At 69.5% G+C, this 24,636-nt stretch carries 22 protein-coding genes; 18 read left to right on the plus strand and 4 right to left on the minus strand.

Translation table 11 applies throughout. The features are described 5' to 3' along the window. Positions 1 to 27 precede the first annotated feature (27 nt). From HMPREF9336_RS03160 to HMPREF9336_RS03195, 8 genes are all read left to right on the plus strand, one after another. Positions 28 to 1,596 carry a UDP-N-acetylmuramoyl-L-alanyl-D-glutamate--2,6-diaminopimelate ligase gene (locus HMPREF9336_RS03160; protein WP_007471509.1) on the plus strand — a complete coding sequence of 523 codons (1,569 nt, stop codon included), beginning with the start codon at positions 28 to 30 and terminating at the stop codon, positions 1,594 to 1,596. Further along, complete coding sequence (locus tag HMPREF9336_RS03165) at positions 1,593 to 3,077, plus strand: UDP-N-acetylmuramoyl-tripeptide--D-alanyl-D-alanine ligase (RefSeq protein ID WP_007471506.1); 1,485 nt, start codon at positions 1,593 to 1,595, stop codon at positions 3,075 to 3,077. The genes HMPREF9336_RS03160 and HMPREF9336_RS03165 overlap by 4 nt, the downstream gene beginning before the upstream one ends. Positions 3,078 to 3,172: 95 nt before the next feature. Next, on the plus strand, positions 3,173 to 4,252 hold the full coding sequence (gene mraY / locus HMPREF9336_RS03170) for a phospho-N-acetylmuramoyl-pentapeptide-transferase (RefSeq protein ID WP_007471505.1): 1,080 nt from the start codon (positions 3,173 to 3,175) through the stop codon (positions 4,250 to 4,252). After that, a complete protein-coding gene (gene murD / locus HMPREF9336_RS03175; protein WP_021030008.1) occupies positions 4,245 to 5,630 on the plus strand; it encodes a UDP-N-acetylmuramoyl-L-alanine--D-glutamate ligase in 1,386 nt (461 codons plus the stop codon). Before mraY ends, murD begins: the two co-directional genes overlap by 8 nt. After that, the gene (gene ftsW, locus HMPREF9336_RS03180) at positions 5,627 to 7,153 is read left to right on the plus strand and encodes a putative lipid II flippase FtsW (RefSeq protein WP_007471502.1); all 1,527 of its coding nucleotides are present in this window, start codon (positions 5,627 to 5,629) and stop codon (positions 7,151 to 7,153) included. Before murD ends, ftsW begins: the two co-directional genes overlap by 4 nt. Continuing rightward, on the plus strand, positions 7,150 to 8,238 hold the full coding sequence (gene murG, locus HMPREF9336_RS03185; protein WP_007471499.1) for an undecaprenyldiphospho-muramoylpentapeptide beta-N-acetylglucosaminyltransferase: 1,089 nt from the start codon (positions 7,150 to 7,152) through the stop codon (positions 8,236 to 8,238). The genes ftsW and murG overlap by 4 nt, the downstream gene beginning before the upstream one ends. Then, the gene (gene murC, locus HMPREF9336_RS03190) at positions 8,235 to 9,668 is read left to right on the plus strand and encodes a UDP-N-acetylmuramate--L-alanine ligase (RefSeq protein ID WP_040584947.1); all 1,434 of its coding nucleotides are present in this window, start codon (positions 8,235 to 8,237) and stop codon (positions 9,666 to 9,668) included. Before murG ends, murC begins: the two co-directional genes overlap by 4 nt. Beyond that, positions 9,665 to 10,345: a cell division protein FtsQ/DivIB gene (locus HMPREF9336_RS03195; RefSeq protein WP_007471496.1), complete on the plus strand. Its 681-nt coding sequence runs from the start codon at positions 9,665 to 9,667 to the stop codon at positions 10,343 to 10,345. The genes murC and HMPREF9336_RS03195 overlap by 4 nt, the downstream gene beginning before the upstream one ends. Here HMPREF9336_RS03195 and HMPREF9336_RS03200 read toward each other — a convergent pair. Further along, positions 10,284 to 11,261, minus strand: coding sequence for a DMT family transporter (locus tag HMPREF9336_RS03200; protein WP_021030010.1), 978 nt, complete (start codon positions 11,259 to 11,261; stop codon positions 10,284 to 10,286). The two genes, HMPREF9336_RS03195 and HMPREF9336_RS03200, sit on opposite strands and share 62 nt — an antisense overlap. Positions 11,262 to 11,339: 78 nt before the next feature. On the opposite strand from HMPREF9336_RS03200, the gene HMPREF9336_RS03205 reads away from it, so the two are divergent. Further along, positions 11,340 to 11,804 (plus strand): hypothetical protein, encoded by a 465-nt coding sequence (locus HMPREF9336_RS03205; protein WP_021030011.1) that lies wholly within the window; start codon positions 11,340 to 11,342, stop codon positions 11,802 to 11,804. An 8-nt stretch (positions 11,805 to 11,812) separates the two neighbouring features. Here HMPREF9336_RS03205 and HMPREF9336_RS03210 read toward each other — a convergent pair whose 3' ends face one another. Next, complete coding sequence (locus HMPREF9336_RS03210) at positions 11,813 to 12,631, minus strand: alpha/beta hydrolase (protein ID WP_007471493.1); 819 nt, start codon at positions 12,629 to 12,631, stop codon at positions 11,813 to 11,815. Positions 12,632 to 13,202: 571 nt separating this feature from the next. On the opposite strand from HMPREF9336_RS03210, the gene ftsZ reads away from it, so the two are divergent. The 8 genes from ftsZ (at position 13,203) to ileS (ending at position 21,512) form a co-directional block, all read left to right on the plus strand. After that, on the plus strand, positions 13,203 to 14,369 hold the full coding sequence (ftsZ, locus tag HMPREF9336_RS03215) for a cell division protein FtsZ (protein WP_007471492.1): 1,167 nt from the start codon (positions 13,203 to 13,205) through the stop codon (positions 14,367 to 14,369). A 9-nt stretch (positions 14,370 to 14,378) separates the two neighbouring features. Beyond that, positions 14,379 to 15,140: a peptidoglycan editing factor PgeF gene (pgeF, locus tag HMPREF9336_RS03220; protein ID WP_007471491.1), complete on the plus strand. Its 762-nt coding sequence runs from the start codon at positions 14,379 to 14,381 to the stop codon at positions 15,138 to 15,140. Further along, positions 15,137 to 15,841: a YggS family pyridoxal phosphate-dependent enzyme gene (locus HMPREF9336_RS03225; protein ID WP_007471489.1), complete on the plus strand. Its 705-nt coding sequence runs from the start codon at positions 15,137 to 15,139 to the stop codon at positions 15,839 to 15,841. The genes pgeF and HMPREF9336_RS03225 overlap by 4 nt, the downstream gene beginning before the upstream one ends. Before the next feature lie 27 nt (positions 15,842 to 15,868). Beyond that, positions 15,869 to 16,456 carry a cell division protein SepF gene (locus HMPREF9336_RS03230; RefSeq protein WP_007471488.1) on the plus strand — a complete coding sequence of 196 codons (588 nt, stop codon included), beginning with the start codon at positions 15,869 to 15,871 and terminating at the stop codon, positions 16,454 to 16,456. Positions 16,457 to 16,468: 12 nt separating this feature from the next. Beyond that, positions 16,469 to 16,747 carry a YggT family protein gene (locus HMPREF9336_RS03235; protein WP_007471487.1) on the plus strand — a complete coding sequence of 93 codons (279 nt, stop codon included), beginning with the start codon at positions 16,469 to 16,471 and terminating at the stop codon, positions 16,745 to 16,747. Between the two features lie 46 nt (positions 16,748 to 16,793). Continuing rightward, positions 16,794 to 17,210 carry a DivIVA domain-containing protein gene (locus HMPREF9336_RS03240; RefSeq protein WP_007471486.1) on the plus strand — a complete coding sequence of 139 codons (417 nt, stop codon included), beginning with the start codon at positions 16,794 to 16,796 and terminating at the stop codon, positions 17,208 to 17,210. 147 nt (positions 17,211 to 17,357) lie between these two features. Next, positions 17,358 to 18,125: a DivIVA-like cell division protein Wag31 gene (wag31, locus tag HMPREF9336_RS03245; protein ID WP_007471485.1), complete on the plus strand. Its 768-nt coding sequence runs from the start codon at positions 17,358 to 17,360 to the stop codon at positions 18,123 to 18,125. A 246-nt stretch (positions 18,126 to 18,371) separates the two neighbouring features. Then, positions 18,372 to 21,512, plus strand: coding sequence for an isoleucine--tRNA ligase (gene ileS / locus HMPREF9336_RS03250; protein ID WP_084206652.1), 3,141 nt, complete (start codon positions 18,372 to 18,374; stop codon positions 21,510 to 21,512). A 42-nt stretch (positions 21,513 to 21,554) separates the two neighbouring features. On the opposite strand, the gene HMPREF9336_RS03255 is transcribed toward ileS, so the two are convergent. Continuing rightward, positions 21,555 to 22,292, minus strand: a complete 738-nt coding sequence (locus HMPREF9336_RS03255; protein ID WP_007471483.1) for an MIP/aquaporin family protein — start codon at positions 22,290 to 22,292, stop codon at positions 21,555 to 21,557. A 119-nt stretch (positions 22,293 to 22,411) separates the two neighbouring features. Here HMPREF9336_RS03255 and HMPREF9336_RS03260 point away from each other — a divergent pair, with 119 nt between their 5' ends. Beyond that, positions 22,412 to 23,812 (plus strand): DNA polymerase IV, encoded by a 1,401-nt coding sequence (locus HMPREF9336_RS03260; protein WP_084206607.1) that lies wholly within the window; start codon positions 22,412 to 22,414, stop codon positions 23,810 to 23,812. Positions 23,813 to 23,824: 12 nt separating this feature from the next. Here the strand turns inward: HMPREF9336_RS03260 and HMPREF9336_RS03265 are convergent, their stop codons facing one another. Next, positions 23,825 to 24,601 (minus strand): AAA family ATPase, encoded by a 777-nt coding sequence (locus HMPREF9336_RS03265; RefSeq protein ID WP_007471481.1) that lies wholly within the window; start codon positions 24,599 to 24,601, stop codon positions 23,825 to 23,827. Positions 24,602 to 24,636 lie beyond the last annotated feature (35 nt).

Raw genomic sequence — 24,636 nt, forward strand, 5'->3', positions numbered from 1 at the left:
GCACGGGCGGCTGATACCCTGCCAAGGGTGAGCCCGTCTGTCGAACCACGTCCCCGCAGCCCAAGGGGGGCGACGATCGGAGAGGTCGCGGCGCTCGCGGGGGCGGCCGTCGGCGCGGGCGCGCTCGAAGCGCGGGTTTCCGGCGTCACCCAGTCGGCGCAGACCGCTCAGCCGGGCGATCTCTTCGTGGCGTTGCCAGGGGCGAAGACGCACGGCGCGAAATACGCCCCTTTGGCGAAAGCGCGGGGCGCGGTCGCGGTGCTCACCGACGCGGCGGGGGCCGCGCTGCTCGAAGACGTGGGAGAGATCGCGGTGCTGACCGCCGCCACGCCTCGGTCCAGCCTCGGCGCGCTCTCCGCGCTGGTGTACGGCGACCCGTCCGCGCGCCTGACGGTCGTCGGCGTCACCGGGACGGCTGGGAAGACCACGACGACGTACCTTTTGGAGTCGCTGTTCCAAGCGGCGGGCCGCATGACCGGCGTCATCGGCACGGTCGAGACGCGGATCGGCTCCACGAGCCTCGCGAGCTCGTTCACCACGCCGGAGGCTCCGGCGACGCAGGCGCTGCTCGCGGTGATGGCGGAAGCGGGCGTCGGGGCGGTGCTTATGGAGGTCTCCAGCCACGCGTTGGATTTCGGGCGGGTCGACGGGACGCGTTTCGCCGCGGCGGGCTTCACGAACCTCTCCCAAGACCATCTCGACCACCACGGCGACATGGAGTCGTATTTCCAGGCGAAGGCGAAATTATTCGAGCCGGGCTCGCCGGTCGCGGCGGGCCGGGCCGTCGTCTGCGTGGACGACGCGTGGGGGGAGCGGATGAGCCAGGTGGCGCGGGAGGGGGCCGGGCGCGGCGCGCAGGCTCCGGTCACTGTCGCGACGAGCGGCGCGCGAGCGGATTGGACTGTGCTCGACCGGCAAGAGGACGACCACGGGGCGCAAGAGGTCGTCGTGCGGGACCCTCGGGGGCAAAAGCTGCGCTTCCGGCTCAACCTCCTCGGCCGGCACAACGCGGCGAACGCGCTCCTGGCATTGGGGCTCGCCGAAGCGGCGGGGCTCGAGGTCGGCCCGGAGCTGTTGCGCGGCTGGGCGAGCATCTCGGTGCCGGGCAGGTTGGAGCGAGTGGACGCGGGCCAAGACTTCCTCGCCGTTGTGGACTACGCGCACAAGCCGGAGGCGTTGGTGAAAGTGCTCCACGCGCTGCGCGAGCACACCGAAGGGCGAATCGCCGTGGTCGTCGGCGCGGGCGGGGACCGGGACCAGGGCAAGCGTCCGATCATGGGCGAAGCCTGCGCGCTCGGGGCGGAACTGGTCGTCGTGACCGACGACAACCCTCGCACCGAGGACCCCGCCGTCATCCGGGCGCAGGTGCTCGCGGGCGCGCAGGAGTCCGGGCGGGCCGAAGTCTGGGAGGTCGGCGACCGTGCCGAGGCCATCGCGCGCGCGGTCGGCTGGGCCCGCGCAGGGGACACGGTGCTCGTCGCGGGCAAAGGGCATGAGACCTACCAGGAGATCAACGGGGTGAAGCAGCCATTCGACGACCGGGAAGTCCTGGTCCAGGCTATCGCAGCAGCCGGGAAAGGAAGGGAGCGCGCATGATCCCATTGACTCTGCGCCAGGTGGCCGAGACAGTCGGCGGCACGCTGCACGCCGTGCCCGACCCCGACTTGGTCGTCACGGCTCCGCCCGAGCACGATTCGCGCAAAGTCGTCCCCGGCGGCCTCTTCCTCGCGGTCCCCGGCGAGCGCACCGACGGCAGAGCGCACGCGGCCTCCGCGCATGCCGCTGGGGCGGTCGCGACGCTCGCCAGCGATCCGTTGGACGTGCCGACAGTCGTCCTCGGCGAGGGGCCGTACCCGACTCCGCCAGAGGAGTCCAAGCGCCTCGCGCTTGCCGCGGTCGCCGCGCTGGCCAAGGCGAACGCCGAGGCGCTTGTCGCGCAGGGGCTCACCATCGTCGGCGTCACCGGGTCCAGCGGGAAGACCTCCACCAAAGACCTCCTCGCGCAAGTCCTCGCGACAAAAGGCTCCACTGTGGGACCGCCGGGCAGCTATAACAACGAGCTCGGCCACCCGTGGACGGTGCTGCGGGCGGGCCCGGAATCGGTCTTCCTCGTCCTTGAGCTCGCGGCGCGGGGAATCGGGCATATCGCCGCGCTCGCGCGGATCGCCCGGCCCAGGATCGGCGTGGTCCTTGGGGTCGGCTCGGCCCACCTCGGGGAGTTCGGCTCGAGGGAGAACATCGCGATCGCGAAGGGCGAGCTGGTGGAGGCTCTGCCGTCGGCGGAAGACGGCGGCGTCGCCGTGCTCAACGCGGACGACCCGCTGGTGTTGGCGATGGCTGCGCGCACCAAGGCGAGGGTGGTGCGCTACGGGATGTCCGAAAGCGCCGAGATCCGAGCCGCCGACGTGCGGGTCGACGCGCTCGCCCGCCCCAGATTCACCCTGATCACCCCGCAGGGCGAGGCCCCGGTCGAATTGCAGGTGCACGGAGAGCATCAGGCGCACAACGCGTTGGCCGCGGCGGCGGTGGCTTTGGAGTGCGGCTTGTCGGTCGCGCAGACAGCGGAGGCGCTCTCGCGGGCCCGTGCCGCTTCGCCGAGGCGGATGCAGGTGACCGAGCGCGCGGACGGGGCCGTGGTGATCAACGACTCGTACAACGCGAACCCGGAATCGATGCGCGCGGGCCTGCGGGCGCTGGTCGACATGGCGGACAACTCCGGCGGCGTCAGCTGGGCCGTGCTCGGTCCGATGGGAGAGCTCGGCGAGGACTCGATCGCGTTGCACGACCAGCTCGGAAGGTACGCGGTGCGGCTGTCGGTCAAGCGGCTTCTCGTGGTCGGCGATTCCCGGTCCGCGAAAGCGCTGCACACCGGAGCCGTGCTCGAAGGGTCGTGGAGCGGGGAGGCCGAACTGGTCTCCGACTGGAGCCAGGCGGCCCGAATCGTGGCGGACGAACTCGGCCCGCGCGATGTGGTGCTGGTGAAGGCCTCGCAGTCCGAAGGGCTCTGGCAGGTCGCCGAGTCGCTCACAAATGTGGTCGAGGGGCGCGCCGATGTGGCAGGATCTGGGCTCGTATGACGGAGAATGTTGTTATAGCTTCGCGGGTTTCGCGGTGTGCCGTCGGCGCGTTGTCGGGAGTGTCAGGACCTGAGACCAAATGACTGAGATTATTTATGACTGAGATTATTTTCGCAGCGGGCATCGCGATGGCCGTGAGCATTCTCTTGACCCCGTGGCTGGTCCGGCTATTCACCCGGCAAGGCTTCGGCCAGGAGATCCGCGCGGAGGGGCCGCAGAGCCATCAAGCCAAGCGCGGCACCCCGTCGATGGGCGGCGTGGCGATCGTCTCCGCCATCTGGCTCGGCTACTTCGGCGCGCATCTGTGCGGCGCGCTCCTTGACCAACCCTCGGTCTCGGTCTCTGGGCTCGTGGTGCTCGGCCTTGTGACCGTGCTCGCCATCGTCGGCTTCCTCGACGACTTCATCAAGCTGCGCAAACGCCGCAATCTCGGGCTCACGAAGTCCGCGAAGCTGATCGGCCAGCTCGTCGCGTCGTTGTCGTTCAGCTGGCTCGTGCTCAGCTTCCCCGACCATCTCGGCCGCACGCCGGGCTCGATGAACCTCTCCTACGTTCGGGACTTCACCACGATCAGCTTCGGGGCGGTCGCCTTCGTGGTGTTCTGTTTCTTGCTGGTCTCGGCCTGGTCGAACGCGGTGAACTTCACCGACGGGCTGGACGGGCTCGCGGCGGGCAGCATGACCATGGCGCTGTCAACGTACACGCTCATCTCGGTGTGGCAGTACCAGAACGACTGCGGCCGCGCCGCGGCCAGGGGCTGCTACGACGTGCGCGACCCGCTGGATTTGGCCGTCCTCGCCGCGGCGGGCGCGGGAGCCTGCATCGGCTTTTTGTGGTGGAACACCGCGCCCGCGAAGATCTTCATGGGGGACACCGGCTCGTTGCCGCTCGGCGGGCTCCTCGCCGGACTTTCGGTCACCACGCAGACCGAGCTGCTCATGGTGGTCGCTGGCGCGCTCTTCGTCGCCGAGGCGGCTTCGGTGGTGATCCAGATCGCGGTGTTCCGGACCACGGGCAGGCGCGCGTTCCGGATGGCTCCGTTCCATCATCACTTCGAGCTGGCGGGCTGGCGGGAGACCACGGTCATCGTCCGGTTCTGGATTCTGGCGGCGCTGAGCAGCGCGGGGGCGCTCGCGCTCTTCTACGCCGAATGGGTTTCCCACGCTCATGCCTGAGGCGGGTTCTGTCTCAGCCGGGGACCGGCTGGCTGGCAAACGCGCGCTGGTCGTCGGGGCCGGGGTGGCGGGCTTGGCCTGCGCGGAGGCGCTGCGCTCGGTCGGCGCGCGCGTGCTGGTGAGCGACCTCGCCGAGGGAGCAGCCGACCTTGTCGAAGCCGAGGCGCTCGCGTTGGTCCCCGAGCAGGATCTCGTCGTGGTGAGCCCGGGGGTCAGACCCCAAGCCGCAATCCCGAGCGCGGCGGCCCGCGCGGGCGTGCCGGTGTGGGGGGACGCGGAGCTGGCCTGGCGGATCGACGGAGGGGCGCGGCGCTGGCTCGCGGTCACCGGGACGAACGGGAAGACCACGACCACCTCCATGCTCGAGGCCATACTGCTCGCGGCGGGCGAGCCCGCCGTGGCGTGCGGGAACATCGGGCACCCGGTGGCCAGCGCGGTGCTCGGCCCGGCCCGGACCCTGGCGGTCGAGTTGTCCTCGTTCCAGCTCAGCCGGGCGCCTTCGCTCAGCCCGCTGGCGGGCGTGGTGCTCAATATCGCGGAGGACCACATCGACTGGCACGGCAGCATGGCCGCGTACGTCGAGGCGAAAGCGAGGGCGCTCGGCGGGCAGAACGGGGTGGTGAACCTCGACGACGAGATCTGCGCCGGGCTCGCCGTCCCCGGCCGCCGAATCGGCTTCCGGCTCGGCGCGCCCGGCCCCGGCGAGCTTGGGGTGTGCGACGGCGTGCTCGTGGACCGGGTCGATTGGGCGGGCGGCGCGCCCGATCCGGTCGAGATCCTCCCCGCCGCCGAGATCCGTCCTTCGGGACCGGCGGGAGTCGTTGACGCGCTCGCCGCGGCAGCCCTCGCCAGGGCCTGGGGGGCGAGCGCCGAGACGGTCGCGGCCGGGCTGCGCGGTTTCGCCCCCGGCGCGCATCGCGGCGAGGTCGTCGCCGAGCGCGGCGGCGTGGAGTACCGGGACGACTCGAAGGCGACCAACCCGCATGCCGCGCTCAACGCCATCGAGGCGCATCGCAGCGTCGTGTGGCTCGCGGGCGGGCAGCTCAAAGGGGCGCAGATCGACGATTTGGTCGTGAGGGTGGCCGCTCGGCTGCGCGCAGCGGTGCTCTTCGGCCACGACCGAGATATCGTTGCGGACGCTTTGCGGCGACACGCCCCGCATGTCCCCATCGTTGTCCTGGAAACCAGGGACGATGGGAGCATGTTTGACGACCCTGCGGAATTGATGCGTGCCGCCGTGTCCCACGCCGCCCGCTACGCGGGAGCCGGGGACGTGGTGCTGCTCGCGCCCGCCGCCGCTTCGCTCGACCAGTTCTCCGGTTACGCCCAGCGGGGGAACCTTTTCGCCGAGGCGGCGCGGGGAGCGTTGTCCGGATGACCACAGCCACTGCGCAGACGGCGGTCTCCAGCCCGAAAAGGATCGTGACGACGGCAGGGGTGGGGGCCTGGTTGTCCCGGCCTCTGGCCTCGTACCACCTCGTCGTGACGATCACGATCCTCCTTTCGGCCTTCGGCCTGATCATGGTGCTCTCCGCCTCGGCTCCCGAAGCGGTCGCCGAGGGCAAAGACCCCTACTCCATGTTCTGGCAGCAGCTGGGGTACATGGCGCTGGGCGCGGTGCTCTTCTCGCTCGCGTTGCGCGTCTCGCCCCGCATGCTGCGCAGCCTCGCGTTCCCCGGCATCGTGCTCGCGGTCGTCGCGCTCGCCTTGGTCCTCGTGCCTGGAGTCGGTGTGAAACACCTGGGCGCGCGGCGTTGGTTCGAGATCGCCGGAGTCTCGGTGCAGCCGTCCGAGGCCGCGAAGCTCGGGCTGGCGATCTGGGGCGCGCACGTGCTCGCCACCCGGCGGCGGGAGACCGCCGCGCTGCGGGACTACATGGTCCCGCTCGTGCCGGTCGCGACGGGGATGTGCGTGCTCATCGTGCTGGAGCCGAACTTGTCCACAGCCGTCTCGGTCGCCCTGATCGTGGCGGCCCTGCTGTGGTACTCGGGCCTGTCGTTCAAGGTGTTCGCGGCGGTGGCCGTGGTCGGAACCGTCTCGGCTGCGCTCCTGGCCGTCTCTGCGAGCTATCGGGCCGCGCGCGTGTTCACCTTCTTCGGCAAATCCGCCGACCCGTCCGGCTCCGACTACCAGCCGAGGCAGGCCAGGCTGTCGCTCGCCGCGGGCGGACCGTTCGGCGAGGGCCTCGGACAGAGCAGGCAGAAGTACCAGTACGTGCCGAACGCGCACAACGACTTCATCTTCGCGATCATCGGCGAGGAACTCGGCCTGATCGGCTGCCTCTTGGTCCTCGCGCTTTTCGGCGCGCTCGCGTACGTGGGCTTGCGGATCGCCCAGCGCTCCCTCGACCCTTTCCTTCGGCTCTACTCGGCCAGCGCAACGACGCTGCTGATCGGCCAGATGCTCATCAACGTCGGCTACGTGACCGGCCTCTTGCCTGTCACCGGAGTCCAGCTGCCGTTGGTGTCCGCGGGCGGGTCGTCCACGGCGGTGACGCTTTTGATGCTCGGGATCTTGGCGAACGCGGCGCGGCACGAGCCGGACGCGATCAGCGCGTTGCGCGCCGCGCGGCCGGGACGCGTCTCGCGATTTCTGCGACTGCCGTTGCCGGAGCCGGTCCGTCCGTATCAGGCGAAACTGCTGCGCGGCCAGGGCTCGCGCGCCCGTGTCCCGTCCCCGGAGCGAGGCAGGGGCGCGCAAGAGCGGCCGACTGGCAGCGCGAAAGCGCGTCCCGTCCAGGCGGCCAATCCGAGCCGCCGCGCCCGGACGCGACGGTGGGATTCGCCTCCGATGGGCGAGGCCGAGCGTCCGAGACAGCCCCGTCGCCCCATGGCGCAGCGGCCGCCGGAGGGGCGTCGTCCTGCTCCGCCGCTTCGCCGGCCCCGGAGTTCCGGGCGATGACGAGACTGAGCGTTGTTGTCGCTGGCGGCGGCACGGCGGGGCACATCGAGCCCGCGTTGGCCGTCGCCGACGCGTTGCGAGAGGCGCGTCCGCACGTGGTCGTCACCGCTCTCGGCACGCCGCGCGGGCTGGAGGGCTCGCTCGTCCCGGCCCGAGGCTATCCGCTTGAGCTTGTCCCTGCGGTGCCGTTGCCGCGCAAACCGTCCCGAGACCTTGTGACTGTGCCGTCCCGGCTGATGGGCGCGGTCCGCGAGGCCATGGGAGTCTTGGACCGGGTGGGGGCGAACGCTTTGGTCGGCTTCGGCGGTTATGTGGCGCTGCCCGCGTATCTCGCCGCGCGCCGCAGGGGCATCCCGATCATCGTGCACGAGGCGAACGTCAAAGCCGGCCTCGCGAACCGGGTCGGCGCGCGGCTGGCTGACCGGGTGTTCGCCGCTTCCGCGCAGACCAAGCTCAAAGGCTCCGTCCCGGTCGGAGTCCCGGTGCGCCCGCAGATCGCCCAGCTCGACCGGGCCGGCGTCCGCGCGTCGGCCCGCGCGCACTTCGGACTAGACCCCGAAGCCCCGGTGCTGCTGGTGTTCGGCGGCTCGCAAGGGGCCCGCGCGCTGAACGAGGCGGTCGTTTCGGCTTCCGCCCGGATCGCCGCCGCCGGCGCGCAGATCCTGCACGCGAAAGGCCCGAAGCAGACGCTTTCCGCAGAGCCCGCGCCTGGCCATGTGGTGGTGGACTACCTCGAACGGATGGATCTCGCGTACGCGGCGGCGGATCTCGTGCTGTGCCGGTCAGGGGCGATGACCGTGGCGGAGGTGTCCGCCGTCGGGTTGCCGTCGATTTTCGTCCCGCTGCCGCACGGCAACGGCGAGCAGGCGCTCAACGCGCTGGACGTGGTGGCGGCTGGCGGCGGGCTGTTGGTCCCGGAGGCGGAGCTGTCCGCCGAGCGCCTCGGCGAGCTTGTCGGCGGTTTGCTCGGCGAGGACGGCAGGCTCGCGGGCATGGCGGAGGCGGCCCGTCGGTCGGGCAGCCACGCCACGGCGGACGTGATCGCGCAGGCGGTGCTGGCGCTGGCAGAGGGAGGAAGAGGATAGTGGCGCGTGAGCTCGACAGGGTGCACTTCGTCGGCATCGGCGGCGCGGGCATGTCCGCGGTCGCCCGGATCCTTCTGGCGCGAGGCGCGGCGGTCTCCGGCTCGGACCTCAAGGACAGCCGGACGATCACCGATCTGCGCGCACGGGGCGCGAAGGTGCTCGTCGGGCACGATGCGGCGGCTCTCGATCTGCTCGACGGCGGCCCGACCGCTGTGGTGGTGAGCCAGGCCGCGATCCCGGCGGACAATCCGGAGCTCGCCGAGGCGCGCAGACGGGGCGTGCCGATCCGGTACCGGCCCGAAGTGCTCGCCGCGCTCATGGAGGGCAGCACGCGGATTTTGATCTCGGGCACCCACGGCAAGACGACGACCACCTCGATGACCGTCACTGCGCTCCAGCACGCCGGGCTGGACCCGTCGTTCGCGGTCGGCGGCGAACTCGGCGAGGCGGGGACGAACGCGCATCACGGGAGCGGGGGAGCGTTCGTCGCGGAGGCGGACGAGAGCGACGGGTCGTTGCTGCGGTACCAGCCGGACGCCGCTGTGGTGACGAATGTCGAGGCGGACCATCTCGACCATTTCGGCTCCGAGGGGGCGTACGTCGCGGTTTTCGACCAGTTCGTGCGGCAGATCTCGCCGGAAGGCCTTCTCATCGTGGACGTGGACGATCCGGGGGCGGCGGCGCTCGGCTCCCGCGCGGCGGCTGACGGCTCGCGCGTGTTCGGCTACGGATCCGGCGAGGCCCCGGAGGGAGTCCAGCTCGCGGCGAAACTGCTGGACTGGTCGCCGAGGGGAGCGGGGGCGCAGTTGACGGTCGCGTTCGCCCCTGGCGGGCTCCGGGAGTTCCCCATCGCGGTGCCGGGCAGGCATATGGCGCGCAACGCGCTCGGCGCGGTGCTCGCCGCCGTGTTCGCGGGCGCGAGCCTCGACGCGGCGGTCGCCGGGGTGTCCTCGTTCACCGGGGTGCGCAGACGGTTCCAGCTGAAGGGGACCGCGCGCGGGGTGCGGGTGTTCGACGACTACGCCCACCATCCGACCGAGGTGGCCGCAACGCTCGCCGGGGCGCGGGCCCTCGTGACGGCGCAAGACGGCTCCGTGCGGGGCAGGCTGGTCGTGGTTTTCCAGCCGCACATGTATTCGCGGACTCGGTTGTTCGCCAGCGAGTTCGCATCGGCGCTCGAAGCCGCGGACGAGGTCGTCGTCCTCGATGTGTACGGGGCGAGGGAGACTCCGGAGGCGGGGGTCACCGGCGCGTTGATCGCGGATCAGGTGCGCTCGGTCCCGGCTCGCTTCGTGCCGATGTTCTCCTCGGCGGCGCAGGCGGTGGCCTCGCTGGCCAGGCAGGGGGACGTCGTGATCACTATGGGCGCCGGGGACGTGACCTTGCTCGGCGGTGAGATCCTCGACGCGATCGAGGGGTTCGAGGCGTGATCAGGTGGTTGCGCGCGTGGGGGCTCACCGCGCTCGTGATTCTTCTCGTCGTCGCGGCGGGGACGGGGATTTGGGCCGGGTATTTCAGCCAATGGTTCGCGCTTCGCTCGGTCGTGGTGAGCGGCAACGTGACCGTCTCGAAAGAAGAAGTGGCCCGCCGCCTCAATATTTCCGCTGGCGAGCCGCTCCTTCGGGTGGATTTGGACGACGTGAAAGCACGGGTCGAATCGATTCGCGTGGTGGCGAGCGCCGAAGTGTTCCGGGAGTTCCCGCACACGCTGCATGTGGTGGTGGTCGAGCGCTCGCCGGTGACCTACATCGAGCGGACCGACGGCGCGCACCTGGTGGACAAGACCGGGGTGGACTTCTCGACTGTTCCGCAGCCGCCGGAAGGATTGCCGAAGCTCGCTGTGGCTCGGGCGACCGCGCAGGACCCGGCGACGAAAGCGGCGCTCGCCACGTTCTCGCAGCTTCCGGACGAGCTGCGCGGCCAAGTGGCGGAGATCGAGGCGAAGAGCGAGATCGAAGTGTCGGTGACGTTGGCGGACGGCCGCGTCGTCCTGTTCGGCTCCAGCGAGGACGTGCCCCGCAAAGCCCGAGTGGCGTTGGCGCTGCTCAGTCAGCAGGCGAAGACGTACAACGTGTCGAGTCCGAACACGCCGGTTCTGTCGGACTAGGCGCAGGAGACGGGGATTTCCCCGCAGTTGGGGCGAAACGCCGGGAGCGGGAATACGCGACGCCGACGAGGCAGAGCGCTCCGCCGAGGACGGCCAGGAAGCCCGGCGTCTCGCCGAGCAGGGCCCAGCTGAGCAGGATCACGATGAGCGGCACGATATACGTGGTGACCCCGAGCTTGGCCGCTTCGGTCCGCGAGAGCGCGTAACTCCACGTCATGAAGCCCAGCGCGGTGGGGAAGACTCCGAGGTACACGAGGTTCGCGGTGGCCGAAAGCGGAGCCTGGCGGGCTTGGTCCCACAACTGGCCCGCGAACGGGGCGCAGGCGAGGGCTCCGACGAGGCAGCTGAAAGCAGTGACTTGCAGCGCGGAAGCCTGACGAAGCGCGGGCTTCTGGACCACCATGCCCAACGCGTAGCATAGCGCGGCGACCAGGCACAGTGCGACTCCGCTCCACGAGGCGGACCCGTCCGTTCCGCCGGTTGCGACGCCGACGAGGACCGCTCCCAGGAATGAGATGCCGAGCCCGAGCAGCACGTTGCGGGTGAAGCCCTCCTTGAGCAGCCAGCCCGCCAAGAGCACGGTGAGCGCGGGCCCGACGTTCACGAGCATCGCGGCGGTGCCCGCGTCGACGTGGCGTTCGCCCTGGTTGAGCGCCACCATGTAGCAGCTGAACCACAGCAGGCCGCCCAAGGCGATCCTTGGCCACGCCTCGCGCGGCGGCAGCCCCTCGCGCCGGATCGCCCAGATCGCCAGGAGGAGCGCCGCCGCCACGGCGATTCGTCCGAGCGCGAGCGCCCCGGCTTCGTAGTGGCGTCCCGCGCTGCGGATCGAGACGAAAGCGGAGGCCCAGAAAAAGACCGTGATGCCTGCGGCGAGCACGGCTTTCCGCTCGTCGTTCAGTGGGAAGAGAGGCACGGGGCAATCGTAGAGCGAAGGGCCGACAACTTCCGGCGGTTTTTGGACTCGGCAGGCCGCGAATGCGAGAATGAGCGGGTGAAGGGATTGTTCGTGTTCTCCGCCGTCGGCGTTGCCGCCGTCCTGGCCCAGTCGCCCGCCGCCGCCGATCCGGCTTCGCCGGACTGCCGCTACATGCAGCAGGTGACCCGTCAAGTCGTCGCGCGCGAGCAGATGCTCACCGGCACGGCGAATTCTCCGGAGCTGTCGCAGAAGTTGGGCAAGTCGGGCGTGTTGCAGATCGCCGCTCAGACCTACGAGTACGAGCGGGTCTTGTTCTCCGTGGGGGCCACGCAGATCGACTCGGCCCAGCTGGCCGACGCGATGCGGGACCGCGCGGCTGCGGTGCAGCAGTATTCCGAGGCGCTTGAGCGGCGCTCAAAGGGTTTCGCGTCTGCCGAGGAAGAAGAGGAATTCGTCGCCACCACGCTCAAGGAGGCCGAGGACGCGTTCGAGCAGACCGACGACGAGATGCGGCAGGCCTACCAAGAGACCTGCGGCTGACTGCGCCGTTACGCGCCCGGCGGCACGCCGAGGGCGCTGCGCAACGCGCCGGCCATCTCGTTGAGCGCCGCCATCGACCCTGGGCTGAGTGAGGCCATGTTCGCGAAGCCGTGCACAAGGCCCCGATGGCGGCGCAGCGTCACGGCGGAGCCTGACTCGGCGAACTTCGCGGCGAGCGCCTCCCCCTCGTCGCAGAGCGGGTCGAAAGCCGCCGTGGCGACGTAGACCGGGGGCAGCCCGGCCACGGCGGGGGCGCGCAGCGGCGAGCTGCGCGGATCATCCCGCAGCTGAGGCGGGCAGTAGCAGTCCGAGAACCAGTCGATCCTGGGCTTTTCGAGGAAGAATCCGGTCGCGAACAGCCGTCGCGACTCGGTCTGCTCGATCAAATCCCCCGCAGGGTAGATCAGGAGGCCGAAGTCGGGGGGCCGGCGGCCTTCGAGCGCGCTCTGCTGGCAGACGACCGAGGCGAGCGTCCCGCCCGCGCTGTCCCCGCCGACGGCGATCCGCCCCGGATCCGCGCCCAGCTCCTCGGCGCGCTCGCGCGCGAAGCGGTAGGCCGCGTCCGCGTCCAGGACCGCGGCGGGGAATTGGTGCTCCGGGGCGAGCCGGTAGTCCACGGAGAGCACTCGGATGCCCGAGGCCGCCGCGAGATACGCGCAAAGCTCGTCATGGGTGTCGAGGCTTCCGATCACCCACCCGCCGCCGTGGTAGTACACGAGCAGCGGCGAGCCTGTCGCCAATCCTTCCGGCGCGTACAGCCGGGCGGGAATGCCCTCGCCGGCTCCGGGGATCAGGGTGGCCAGCCGGGCGACCGGACGGCCCCCCATGCCGGGGAGGCAGCTGGGTCAGCCGGGCGATCTCGCGCCGCGCTGTCTCGGGGTCCTGCGGCGCGGGATCGGCCCGCTGCCCGGTCAGCGCTTGCGCCCGGAGCAGGAGCTGGGTCTCAAGTTCCAGCTCGTCCCCCCGGATTCGGACCGGGCGGCCCGCCGCCAGCCGCAAGAGTGGGCGGGGCGCAATTTTGAGCAACGCGCTCGTCTGCGCCACGAGCGAGGCGAGCATCGGCCTCTTGGGCTTTCGGATCGGCAGGAGGCGGAGCGCGGGAGTAACGGAAGTCATACCTGCACTGTATTGCAGGACTGGATTGCAGGCTTACACCGTATTGCCCGAAGAGATTGTCCGAAGAGCAAAGCGGGAATGTGGCGTGAATACACCACTGTGACTCATGTTGCGATCTTGCGGAGCCGCATGGTGATAAAAGCGAGACATGACGGCGCGCCTGAGCGTAATTCGCGAGGACGACGCTTAGCGTCAGCGGTATTCCGAAATAGGGGCAGCGCTGAAAGTCGAAACTCAAGCTTGGCAATGAACGGACAAAACGCACACGAAGATGGAGAGCTCATGACATCCCAGCACAACTACCTCGCCGTGCTGAAGGTCATCGGGATCGGCGGCGGCGGGGTCAACGCCGTGAACCGGATGATCGAGCAGGGACTCAAGGGAGTGGAGTTCATCGCCATCAACACGGACGCGCAAGCTTTGTTGATGAGCGACGCGGACGTGAAGCTCGACATCGGCCGCGAGTCCACCCGGGGCCTCGGGGCCGGAGCGGACCCCGAGATGGGCCGCCGCGCCGCCGAGGACGCGAAAGAGGAGATCGAAGAGCTTCTGCGCGGGGCCGACATGGTGTTCGTGACCGCAGGCGAAGGCGGCGGCACCGGCACCGGAGCGGCTCCGGTCGTCGCGAACATCGCCCGCAAGCTCGGCGCGCTCACCGTCGGCGTGGTGACCCGCCCGTTCTCCTTCGAGGGCAAGCGGCGCGCCACGCAGGCCGAAAACGGCATCGCCGCCCTGCGCGAGTCCTGCGACACCCTCGTCGTCATCCCGAACGACCGCCTGCTGCAGATCGGCGACATGAACGTGAGCCTCATGGACGCGTTCCGCAGCGCCGACGAGGTGCTGCTCAACGGCGTCCAGGGCATCACCGACCTGATCACGACCCCCGGTCTGATCAACGTGGACTTCGCCGACGTGCGCGGCGTCATGTCCGGCGCGGGCAGCGCCCTGATGGGCATCGGCTCGGCGCGAGGCGACGGCCGGGCGCTCAAGGCCGCCGAGCTGGCGATCAACTCCCCGCTGCTGGAAGCCTCCATGGAGGGCGCGCACGGCGTGCTCATCTCCATCGCGGGCGGCTCCGACGTGGGGTTGTTCGAGATCAACGAGGCCGCCTCGCTCGTCCAGGAGGCCGCGCACGTCGACGCGAACATCATCTTCGGCACGGTGATCGACGACTCGCTCGGCGACGAGGTCAGAGTCACAGTCATCGCGGCCGGTTTCGACGGCGGCTCCCCGAAGGCTCGGACCATCGACTCCTCCCGGTTCCGCCCGACCGCGCAGCAGCAAGCGAAGCCGCAGCCGAAGCCGTCGAACGTCTTCGGCGACGACTTCGCCCCCGCTTCTGAAGAGGTTCTCGCGCCCGCCTCGGTCAGCGCCTCCAACAACGGCCACCGCGTGGTGACCGACGAGGGCGAGGACGACGTGGACGTGCCGCCTTTCATGAGGAGATAGCCTCAAGACGTGACCCGCGTCCGCACCCTCACCACGACGGTCGCCGATGGCGATATGCGCGATCCGGCGAACCGCGAGCGGCTCGCCGACGAGATCGGCATTCCTGCCGGGCGTTTCGTCTGGCTAAACCAGGTGCACAGCGCGAAGGTCGCGGTGGTCGACCGGCTGTGGCCCGAGGCGGACGGCCCGCTCGTCATCGCCGAGACGGACGGCGCGGCGACGAACTTGCCCGGCGTCGCGCTCGCGATCCTCACGGCGGACTGCGTCCCGGTGGTCGCGCTGGACGTGAAGGCCGGGGTGGTCGGGGCGGCGCACGCGGGCAGGGTCGGGGCGCAGAACGGGATCGTCCGCGAACTGGTGGCGAGAATGGTCGGGCTCGGGGCCAAACGGGAGCGTATCGCCGTGCGGCTCGGTCCCTCTGCGAGCGGCGCGAGCTACGAGGTGCCCTCGGACATGCGGGACGAGGTCGAAGCGCTTCTGCCGGGCAGCGCCTGCGCCACCGAAGCGGGCACGGCGGGCCTCGATTTGCGCGCGGGCCTCGTCCGCCAGCTCGGGGAGATCGGGGTCAAAGGCCACGTTTCGAACGTCAAGGTCTGTACGATTAAAGACACGAGGTTTTTCAGCCACCGCCGGGACAAGTCGGCCGGTCGGTTCGCCACGGTGGTCTGGCAATCGGAGGCCGATCGCGCGGAGCCGGTGGCGCCGCGGCCTTTCTCCGGGGTGTACGACCATGTGGGCACGATCAGCGGCGTTGGCCGGGAGCGGCCGTGAGTCGCAGGGCCGAGCTCGCCGAGCGGCTCGCGAGCGTGCGCGAGCAGGTGGCCGAGGCGTGCGCGCGGGCGGGTCGGGACGCGCGCGAGGTGACGCTCGTCGTGGTGACCAAGTTCTTCCCTGCGAGCGACGCGGCGCTGCTCTACGAGCTGGGCTGCCGCGAGTTCGGCGAGTCTCGCGACCAGGAGGCCCGGGCGAAGGTCGCGGAGCTTGGCGATTCGGTCCCAGGGGTGCGGTGGCACATGATCGGCCAGATCCAGCGCAACAAGGCGAAGTCCATCGCCTCGTGGGCGCACGTGGTGCAGTCCGTGGACGAAGCCCGCCTCGTCGCCGCGTTCGAGAAGGCCGTGTCTGAGAGAGGCGGCCAGCCGCTCGACGTCCTCGTCCAGGTGAGCCTGGACGGGGACGGGCGAAGGAGCGGCGCGCTGCCGGAGGACGTCCCGGCCCTCGCCGATCAGATCGCGGCATCGGAGCATTTGCGGTTGCAGGGCCTGATGGCGATCCCGCCGCTGGCGGCGGACCCCGCGCAGGCGTACGAGAGATTGGCGCGATTGCACGATGCGCTCAAGGCCGACCATCCTTCGGCGACGACGTTGTCGGCGGGGATGTCGGGCGATTTCGCGACGGCCATCGCCGCCGGATCGTCATGTGTGCGTGTCGGTACCGCGATTTTGGGCGCGCGACCGATACCCTCGCCCTAACAAGTATTCCAATCCGGAAGGCAGGGTATGAGCGCGCTCCAAAAGGTCAAGGCCTATTTCGGCATGATGCCAGCTGACGCGTACGAGGACGAGTATCTGGAGGACGACCGCCAGCCCGCGACGAGGACTCGCCGCTACCGCGAAGAGTACGTGGACTACGAGCCCGCGTACGACTGGGGACACGCTCCTGCGGGGGAGTACGAATCGTCCATCCCCGGCCGAGGCGCCTCCCGCGCCGTCGTCGGCACGTTGTCCTCGCGCAGAGGGCCGGACCGTTATGACCTGGATTACCGCCGCCCTTCCGCCTACGAGGAGGCCGGGGCGCTCTCCGGAGCGCTCTCGAAGATCACGACGCTGCGTCCGAAGGACTACAGCGAGGCGCGCACCATCGGGGAGCGGTTCCGCGACGGCTCGCCCGTGATCATGGACTTGGTGCAGATGGACAACGCCGACGCCAAGCGCCTGGTCGACTTCGCGGCGGGCCTGGCGTTCGCTCTGCGCGGGTCTTTCGACAAGGTGGCGACCAAGGTGTTCCTGCTTTCCCCCTCGGATGTGGACGTGACCCCGGAGGAGCGCAGGCGGATCGCTGAGGCAGGTTTCTACAACCACCGCTGATATGTTGGTGGCATGGATTTGGTGGTGGTCGCCCTCCGCTTGCTGCTCGCGGCGTTCTGGCTCTTGCTCCTGGCTCGCAGTGTGATCGAGCTTGTGCAGAGCCTTTCGCCGGATTGGCGGCCTCGGGGGGTGTTGGTGGTCGTTTTGGAGTTGGTGTTCATGGTGACCGATCCTCCGGTGCGGTTATTCCGGAGGATCATCCCGAACACGACGATCGGCTCGGTTCGGGTGGACATCTCGTTGATGGTGTTGATGTTCGCGGTGCTGATCGCCTTACGGATAGTGTCTTGACGGGCGGCCTGGGTGAGCGGCTTCGATATGGAAAAGGAATGCAGACATGCGGTTGACCCCAGAAGATGTGCACAACATAGCCTTCGGGGCCCCGCCGGAGGGCTTTAAGGGCTACAACCCCGAGGACGTCGACGTTTTCGTCGATCTCCTCGAGGAGTCGGTGCGGTTGTACCGGGACGACATCGTGAAGCTTGAGGCCAGGGTGGCCGAGCTCGAGGGGCAGAACGCGCAGTTGCGGGCCGAGAAGGAGGGGGCTCCGGCGGCGGGCGCTTTCCCGCCCGCGCAACCGGGCTCGGAGGCGGTGTCGTTGCTGCTGCTGCCGAGCCAAGTCGTGCGGCAGCTGCTCGCGCAAGCGCAGGGCGAATCGGATCGTCTGCTCGGCGAGTTCGCGGCCAAGGCGGCGCAATCCGGCCAGGCCAGCCCGCTGCGCCCGGCTGTGGCGATCTTCGTCGCGAGCGAATAAAGGGGAGAAGAAAGGTATGGGGCGTCACAGAAGTGACACAGAATGACAATGCGGCTATGATGCGCTGTGCAACGTGTAACTGATGTGACAAGATAACTGCTACCTGGCAGTTCATAACCTGAGCAAGATTCGAGGACCGACGTTCCGATGCAGCTGACCCCAGCCGATGTGCACAATGTGGCTTTCACTCGTCCCGCATTCCCGCAGCGCGGGTATAGCGAGGAGGAGGTCGACACCTTCCTCGATCTCGTCGAGGTGACCCTTGCGGCGAACGTCGAGGAGAACACCGCGCTGAAGGCTCGGGTCTCCGAGCTGGAGACTCAGGTCGAGGCTCTGCAGTCGCAAGGAGCCGCCCCGATCGCGGCGTTCGCCGGCCCTGCTGTCGGCGAGGCCAGCTCCGAAGACCTCGCGAACCAGGCCGGCCGGATTCTGGTGCGGGCGCAGGAGACCGCCGACCAGATCCTCGCCGAGGCCAAGTCCGAGCGGGACCGGTTGCTGGCGGAGGCGAAGTCCGAGCGCGAGCGGCTCCTTTCCGAGGCGAACGAGAAGCACGACCAGCTCGTGTCGCAGGCGACCCAGACCGCGGAGAGCATCGTCAGCGAGGGCCGCGCGAAGCACGAGGCGCTCCTTTCCGAGGCGCAGGCGCAGGCTGACTCGAAGCTGCAGCAGGCGAACGAGCACGCCGAGAACCTGCGCGCCGAGGCGGACCGCACGCACGCGGAGAAGATCGGGCAGATCAGCCAGCTCAAGGCTTCGCTGGAGGGCCGCGTCGAAGAGCTGCGGACGTTCGAGAAGGACTACCGGGGCAGGCTGCGCGGCCACTTGGAGTCCATGCTGACCGACCTCGGCTCGCGCGGCAACGCCAGCTCCGAGGGGGAGGACTCCCTCGTGCAGCAGCCCCAGCAAAACGGTTAGTTGAACAAGCTGCTCGTCGCGGTCGCGCCGCTGGTCCTGCTGGCGTTCGTCGCGCTGGGCATGGCGGCGAGGACGAAGAGCGAGTGGTGGGCCGGGGCGGTCGTCCTCTTCAGCGTGCTCGGAGCAGTGGCTTTGGCGGTCGAGTCCGCGCAGCTCGTCCGATCGCGACGGCTGAGCTCTGAGGAGCCTGGCGCGGAGCAGCCTCGCTCTGAAAAATCCTCTGGCGCCCAAAAGGATAATGGAGCAATGGCAGAGACAGAATCGTTGGCTGAGGGCGTTGCGCCTGTCCCGGCGCAGGGCGGGGGGAAAGCCCCGGCGTACCCGAAAGCGGACTTGACGAGCGGGGCGAGCGCCGCGAACTTCCCTGCTTTCGAGCAGGCTGTCTTGGACTTCTGGGACGAGGACGGCACGTTCGCCGCCGCCATGGACCAGCGCGAGGGCTCCCCGGAGTACGTGTTCTACGAGGGGCCGCCGTTCGCCAACGGCCTGCCGCACTACGGCCACCTGCTCACCGGCTACGTCAAAGATCTGATCCCCCGGTTCCAGACCATGCGGGGCAACCGGGTGGACCGCAGGTTCGGCTGGGACTGCCACGGGCTGCCCGCCGAGATGGAGGCGGAGAAACAGCTCGGCATCACCGACAAGAGCCAGATCGAGGCGATGGGGCTCGACAAGTTCAACGACTTCTGCCGGGACTCGGTGTTCAAGTACTCCCACGAGTGGCGCCGCTACGTGCGCAGGCAGGCGAGGTGGGTGGACTTCGAGCAGGATTACCGCACGCTCGACCTCACCTACATGGAGTCGGTGATGTGGGCGTTCAAGCAGCTCTACGACAAGGGCCTGGTGTACAAGGGCTACCGGGTCGGGCCGTACAGCTGGTACGAGCAGACCCCGCTCTCGGCCTTGGAGGCGCGGCTCGACGACTCCTACCGGATGCGCCAAGACCCCGCCGTGACGGTGGCGATGCCGCTGGTGGACGGCCCCCTCGCGGGGGCGCGCCTCTTGATCTGGACGACCACCCCGTGGACGCTGCCGTCGAACCTCGCGGTCGCGGTCAACCCCCAGCTGGGCTACGCCGAGGTCCGAGGCGGGGACGGCGAGCGGTACGTGCTCGCCGAAGCGAGGGTCGCGCACTACGCGCGGGAGTTCGGCGAGTCCCCGGAGGTGCTGTCGACGCGGCCGGGGTCGGAGCTGGTGGGCTCGCGGTACGAGCCGCCGTTCGGCTTCTTCGCCGAGCATCCGAACGCGTTCCGGGTGCTCAGCGCTGACTACGCCTCCTCGGACTCCGGCACCGGCGCGGTGCACCTCGCGCCCGCGTTCGGCGAGGAGGACTTCGAGCTCGCGAAGGCCAACGGGCTTGAGGTGGTGCAGCCGCTCGACGCGGGCGGGAAGTTCACCTCGGCGGTCCCCACGTACGAGGGCCTGCAGGTCTTCGACGCGAACCCGGTGATCATCAAGGACCTCAAGGCCGCAGGACGGCTGTTGCGGCACGAGACCATCGAGCACTCCTACCCGCACTCGTGGCGCTCGGGCAAGCCGCTCATCTATATGGCGGTGGACGCCTGGTACGTCAAAGTCTCCGAGTTCCGCGACCGAATGGTCGAGCTCAACAAGTCCATCGCCTGGTACCCGGAGCACATCAGGGACGGCCAGTTCGGCAAGTGGCTCGAAGGCGCGCGGGACTGGAACATCAGCCGGAACCGCTACTGGGGCTCGCCGGTCCCGGTGTGGGTCTCGGACGACCCGGCCTACCCGAGGACGGACGTGTACGGCTCGCTGGACGAGCTGGAGCGCGACTTCGGGGTGCGCCCGGCGGATCTGCACCGGCCGATGATCGACGAGCTGACCCGCCCGAACCCGGACGACCCCACCGGCAAGTCCACCATGCGCAGGGTGCCGGAAGTGCTGGACTGCTGGTTCGAGTCGGGGTCGATGCCGTACGCCCAGGTCCACCACCCGTTCGAGAACCAGGACTGGTTCTCCTCGCATTTCCCCGCAGACTTCCTCGTCGAGTACAACGGCCAGACCCGAGGCTGGTTCTACAGCCTGCACGTGCTCTCCACTGCCCTGTTCGACTCGCCCGCGTTCAAACGGGGCATCGCGCACGGCATCATCCTCGGCGACGACGGCCAGAAGATGAGCAAGTCCAAGGGCAACTACCCCGACATCCAGGAAGTCTTCGACCGCGACGGCGCGGACGCGATGCGCTGGTACCTGATGGCCTCGCCGATCCTGCGGGGCGGCAATCTGGTGGTCACCGAGCAGGGCATCCGCGACGGGGTGCGCCAGGCGCTCCTGCCGCTGTGGAACACCTACAGCTTCCTGCGGCTGTACGCGTTCCAGCCCGGACAGTGGCGCGCGGATTCGCCGCACGCGCTGGACCGCTACATCCTCGCCCGGCTGCGCCAGACCGTCGAGACCATGACCGAGTCGTTGGAGGGCTTGGACGTGGCCGACGCGTGCGAGGCGTTCCGCGACTTCTGCGAGGTGCTCACGAACTGGTACGTGCGCCGCTCGCGGGAGCGCTTCTGGTCGGAGGACCAGGACGCGATCGACACGCTGCACACCGTGCTTGAGACGGTCTGCCGCCTCGCGGCCCCGCTTTTGCCGCTGGTCAGCGAGGTGATCTGGAAAGGGCTCACCGGAGGGCGCTCGGTGCACTTGGCCGACTGGCCTGAGGCGCAGAGCCTGCCGGACGACCCGGAGCTGGTCGCCGCGATGGACCGGGCGCGCGAGGTGTGCGCTGCCGGGCTCTCGTTGCGCAAGGCCACGGGCCTGCGGGTGCGGCTGCCCTTGCGTTCGCTGACGGTCGCCGGGCCCGGAGCAGAGTCCGTCGCCCCGTACATCGACCTGATCAAGGCGGAGGTGAACGTCGACGAGGTGTCCATCACCTCCGACGTCACAGACTGCGGGCAGTGGGAGGTCGCGGTGAACGCCCGCGCGGCGGGCCCCAGGCTCGGCGGCGCGGTGCAGCAGGCGATCAAAGCGGTCAAGTCCGGGGACTGGGCCGCGCAGGGCGAGAATATCGTCGCTGGCGGCGTGGAGCTTTTGCCCGGCGAGTTCGCCCGGACGCTGGCCCCGATCGCTCCGGACCGGACGCAGGCGGTCGGCTCGGGAGGGACGCAGGGGCTCGTGGTGCTCGACACCGAGGTGGACGAGGAGCTCGAATCCCGAGGCTGGGCCGCCGACCGCATCCGCGAGCTGCAGAACCAGCGCAAAGCGCTGGGCCTAGACGTCTCCGACCGGGTCACAGTGGCGTTCACCGTGCCCGAGGACGCGCACGAGTGGGCGTTGCGCCACCAGGACTGGATCGCGAAAGAGATCCTGGCTGTGGCGTTCGACGTGAAGCCGGGCGAGGGCGTTCACTCCGTGATGTCGAAAGCCTGATCCCGGGGCCTGCGCGGCGATCTCCGGCGTTGCGGCGGGCCGCTATCCGGGGAGGTAGGGGAGGAAGCGGCACACAAGCCCCCCGAGCCCTCCGCCGAGCAGCGGCCCGAGCACGGGGATCCAGGAGTAGCCCCAGTCGGAGGGGCCTTTGCCGGGAATGGGCAAGATCGCGTGGGCGACGCGCGGAGCGAGGTCCCGCGCGGGATTGATGGCGTACCCGGTCGGACCGCCGAGGCCGACGGCAATGCCGAGGACGAGGAGCCCCGCGTAGAGCGGCCCGAAACCGGCCGGGTTGACGGCGAAATGGAAGATCACGACGACCAGCAGGAACGTCGCGACGGCCTCCGTCACGAGGTTCCACAGCGGGGCCCGTATTTGCGGGCCGGTCGCGAAGACGCCGAGTTTCTTCGCCGGGTCGGGCTCCCCGTCGAAATGCGATTTGAACGCGAGCCAGGCCAGCGCGGACCCGACGAAGGCTCCGAGGAATTCGGCGAGGACGTAGCCCGCGACGTTGCCGAGGGTCGGCGCGACGCCGGCGGTCAGCTCCCGCCCCCGCACGACCTGGGCGAGGACGAGCGCGGGGTTGAGATACGCGCCGGAATGAAAGCCGACGCCCGCGCCCGCGAACACCGCCATCCCCCAGCCGACGCTCGGGGTGAGCCAGCCGATCCCCGTCGCGACTCCTTTGGTGCCAGCCAGAACGGCGTTCGCGACCGCGGCGCAGCCGATGAGCAGCAACGCGGCGGTTCCGAGGAATTCGGCGAGAAAGACTTGGGGCATGCCAGCTCCTTCGCGGACGGGAGCGCAAAGCTCGTGGTTGGCATTCACCCTAGAGCAGCGGAGCCGATCTCGGCTCCGTCCCCGCGAAGCATGTCAGACTCTGCTCTTATCCTGATCGTATGAGCAGGGCGCGGTGGGTGTTGCACGTCGACCTCGACGCGTTCTTCACCTCGGTCGAGCAGCTGACCCGCCCCACGCTCCGAGACAGGCCGGTGCTGGTCGGCGGGACGGGGCCGCGCGGCGTGGTCGCGGGGGCGAGCTACGAGGCGCGAGTGTTCGGGGCCCGTTCGGCGATGCCGATGGGCGAGGCGAAGCGTCTGGTCGGGGCGCGCGTGGTGGTCTTGCCGCCGAGGTTCGGCCTGTACCGGCAGTTCTCCGAAGCGGTGTTCGTCGCAGTGGAGCGATTCCTGCCGGTCGTGGAGCAGCTTTCGTTCGACGAGGCGTTCGGCGAGCCGGAAGCGTTGCGCGGCGCGGGGGAAGCGGACGTCGCGGCGTTTTGCGCCCAATTGCGGGCGGCGGTGCTCGAACAGACCGGGCTGACCTTGTCCGTCGGCGCGGGGTCGGGCAAGCAGCTCGCCAAGATCGCGTCCGGGCTCGCCAAACCCTCGGGCCAGCTCGTGGTCGCCCAGGGCGAGGAGCGGGCGTTCCTCGCCGAGCTGCCGGTCGGCAAGCTATGGGGCGTCGGGCGGGTGCTGCGGGGCAAACTCGCCGAGCAAGGGATCGCGCGGATCGGGGAGCTAGCCGAGCTTTCCATGGACGCGGCCAAGGCGATGTGCGAGCGGGCCGGGCTGACGTGGACGATCGGGCACGGACTGTGGCAGCTCGCCCAGGGGATCGACCACCGCCAAGTCGCTCCGCGCGCCCCGGCCAAACAGATCAGCGTGGAGACGACGTACGAGACGGACCTCGTCGCCGAACCCGCCGTTCGCCGCGAGGTGCAGCAGCTCGCGGAGCAGGCGATCGAGCGATTGCTCGAGTCGGGCAAGGCGGCGCGGCGGGTGACCGTGAAGATCCGCACCGGCGATTGGCGCACGATGACCCGGTCGGCGACCTTGCCGCAGGGCACGCTGGACAAACAGGCGCTGGTCGGCACGGCGTTGTCGCTGGCTCCCGACCCCGAGGGCATCGGGTCGATCCGGCTGCTCGGCGTGGGTTTCGGGAGCCTCACAGAGGAAGAGCAGCTGGCGCTTTTCTTCACCGAGGACGAGGCGGCGCAGGACGGGGAGCGCGCTTCGGCGCGGGAGGACTGGGGGACCGTCCCGCCCCTGGCCGCGTTCGCGGCGGGCGGACTTCCCGCCAGCGGCGCGCGCGCCCGGTTCCATCCGGGACAGGACGTGTTCCACCCGGAGTTCGGCCATGGCTGGGTGCAAGGGGTCGGCGTTGGCGTGGCCACCGTGCGTTTCGAGACCGCGACCACCCGCCCAGGACCGGTGAAATCGTTCGCGGTGGACGACGACGCGCTCATGCCCGCGGATCCGGTCGGCAGCCTCGGCGAATTGGCGTTGCCTCCAGTCGGCTGACTTCGGCGCGGCTCAAGCCTCGTCGGCGGCGAAGAGATGTTTGAGGTACCGCTCGGGGCTGGCGAGGAAATCACGGGTGAGCCGCACGTGGAGCGCCTGGTCGTAGTCGAGTTGTTGGATCTCGCCGGTCTCGGCGATCTCGTAGATGACAGAGCCCGGAAGCGCGAGCAGGATCGGCGAGTGCGTGGCGACGACGAACTGGCAGCCCTGCGCGACGAGGTCCGCAAGCCGCACCATCATGGCCATGCAGCCCTGGACCGACAACGCGGCCTCGGGCTCGTCCAACAGGTAGAAACCATTGCGGCTGAAGCGGTGCACGGCGAGGTCGAGGAAGGACTGCCCGTGCGAGCGCTCGTGCGGGGAGACACCGCCGTATGCGGTGAATCTGCGGTCCTCGTCGAGCCGCTCGATCTCGGTCGCGACGTTGTAGTAGGACTCGGCGCGCAGGAAGAACCCGCCCCTCGGTTTGCGCACGCCCCATGCCAACCGCAGATAAGCGCCCAACGAGGACTCGCTGCTGCGGGTGGCGAACCGGAAATTCTGGCTTCCGCCTTCGGCGTTGAAGCCCGCTGCCACGGCGATGGCTTCGACCAGGGTGGACTTGCCAGAGCCGTTCTCGCCCACCAAGAACGTCACGCCTGGGGCCAGCGGCAATGCGTCGCGGCGCGAGAGCGCTTGCACCACGGGCAACGTGAACGGGTACCCGCCCGTGTTGTCGCGCTCGTCCAGCCAGATCCGCCGCACAAAACCGCCGCCAGAACCTGGCCGCTCGCCCGTCCGCTCCCGCATGGGCTCAGCCTACTCGGACGAACGGCGTTTCCTCC

It is taken from the genome of Segniliparus rugosus ATCC BAA-974 (assembly GCF_000185725.2).
Lineage (GTDB): Bacteria > Actinomycetota > Actinomycetes > Mycobacteriales > Mycobacteriaceae > Segniliparus > Segniliparus rugosus.

What these genes read in the sequence shown, in the direction of transcription:
- murG (WP_007471499.1), top strand. Translation starts at nt 7,150, where the DNA reads ATGACGAGACTGAGCGTTGTTGTCGCTGGCGGCGGCACGGCGGGGCAC.
- ftsZ (WP_007471492.1), top strand. Translation starts at nt 13,203, where the DNA reads ATGACATCCCAGCACAACTACCTCGCCGTGCTGAAGGTCATCGGGATC.
- HMPREF9336_RS03240 (WP_007471486.1), top strand. Translation starts at nt 16,794, where the DNA reads ATGCGGTTGACCCCAGAAGATGTGCACAACATAGCCTTCGGGGCCCCG.
- mraY (WP_007471505.1), top strand. Translation starts at nt 3,173, where the DNA reads ATGACTGAGATTATTTTCGCAGCGGGCATCGCGATGGCCGTGAGCATT.
- murD (WP_021030008.1), top strand. Translation starts at nt 4,245, where the DNA reads ATGCCTGAGGCGGGTTCTGTCTCAGCCGGGGACCGGCTGGCTGGCAAA.
- ftsW (WP_007471502.1), top strand. Translation starts at nt 5,627, where the DNA reads ATGACCACAGCCACTGCGCAGACGGCGGTCTCCAGCCCGAAAAGGATC.
- HMPREF9336_RS03230 (WP_007471488.1), top strand. Translation starts at nt 15,869, where the DNA reads ATGAGCGCGCTCCAAAAGGTCAAGGCCTATTTCGGCATGATGCCAGCT.
- wag31 (WP_007471485.1), top strand. Translation starts at nt 17,358, where the DNA reads ATGCAGCTGACCCCAGCCGATGTGCACAATGTGGCTTTCACTCGTCCC.
- HMPREF9336_RS03165 (WP_007471506.1), top strand. Translation starts at nt 1,593, where the DNA reads ATGATCCCATTGACTCTGCGCCAGGTGGCCGAGACAGTCGGCGGCACG.
- HMPREF9336_RS03265 (WP_007471481.1), bottom strand. Translation starts at nt 24,601, where the DNA reads ATGCGGGAGCGGACGGGCGAGCGGCCAGGTTCTGGCGGCGGTTTTGTG.
- HMPREF9336_RS03255 (WP_007471483.1), bottom strand. Translation starts at nt 22,292, where the DNA reads ATGCCCCAAGTCTTTCTCGCCGAATTCCTCGGAACCGCCGCGTTGCTG.
- ileS (WP_084206652.1), top strand. Translation starts at nt 18,372, where the DNA reads ATGGCAGAGACAGAATCGTTGGCTGAGGGCGTTGCGCCTGTCCCGGCG.
- HMPREF9336_RS03235 (WP_007471487.1), top strand. Translation starts at nt 16,469, where the DNA reads ATGGATTTGGTGGTGGTCGCCCTCCGCTTGCTGCTCGCGGCGTTCTGG.
- HMPREF9336_RS03210 (WP_007471493.1), bottom strand. Translation starts at nt 12,631, where the DNA reads ATGGGGGGCCGTCCGGTCGCCCGGCTGGCCACCCTGATCCCCGGAGCC.
- HMPREF9336_RS03260 (WP_084206607.1), top strand. Translation starts at nt 22,412, where the DNA reads ATGAGCAGGGCGCGGTGGGTGTTGCACGTCGACCTCGACGCGTTCTTC.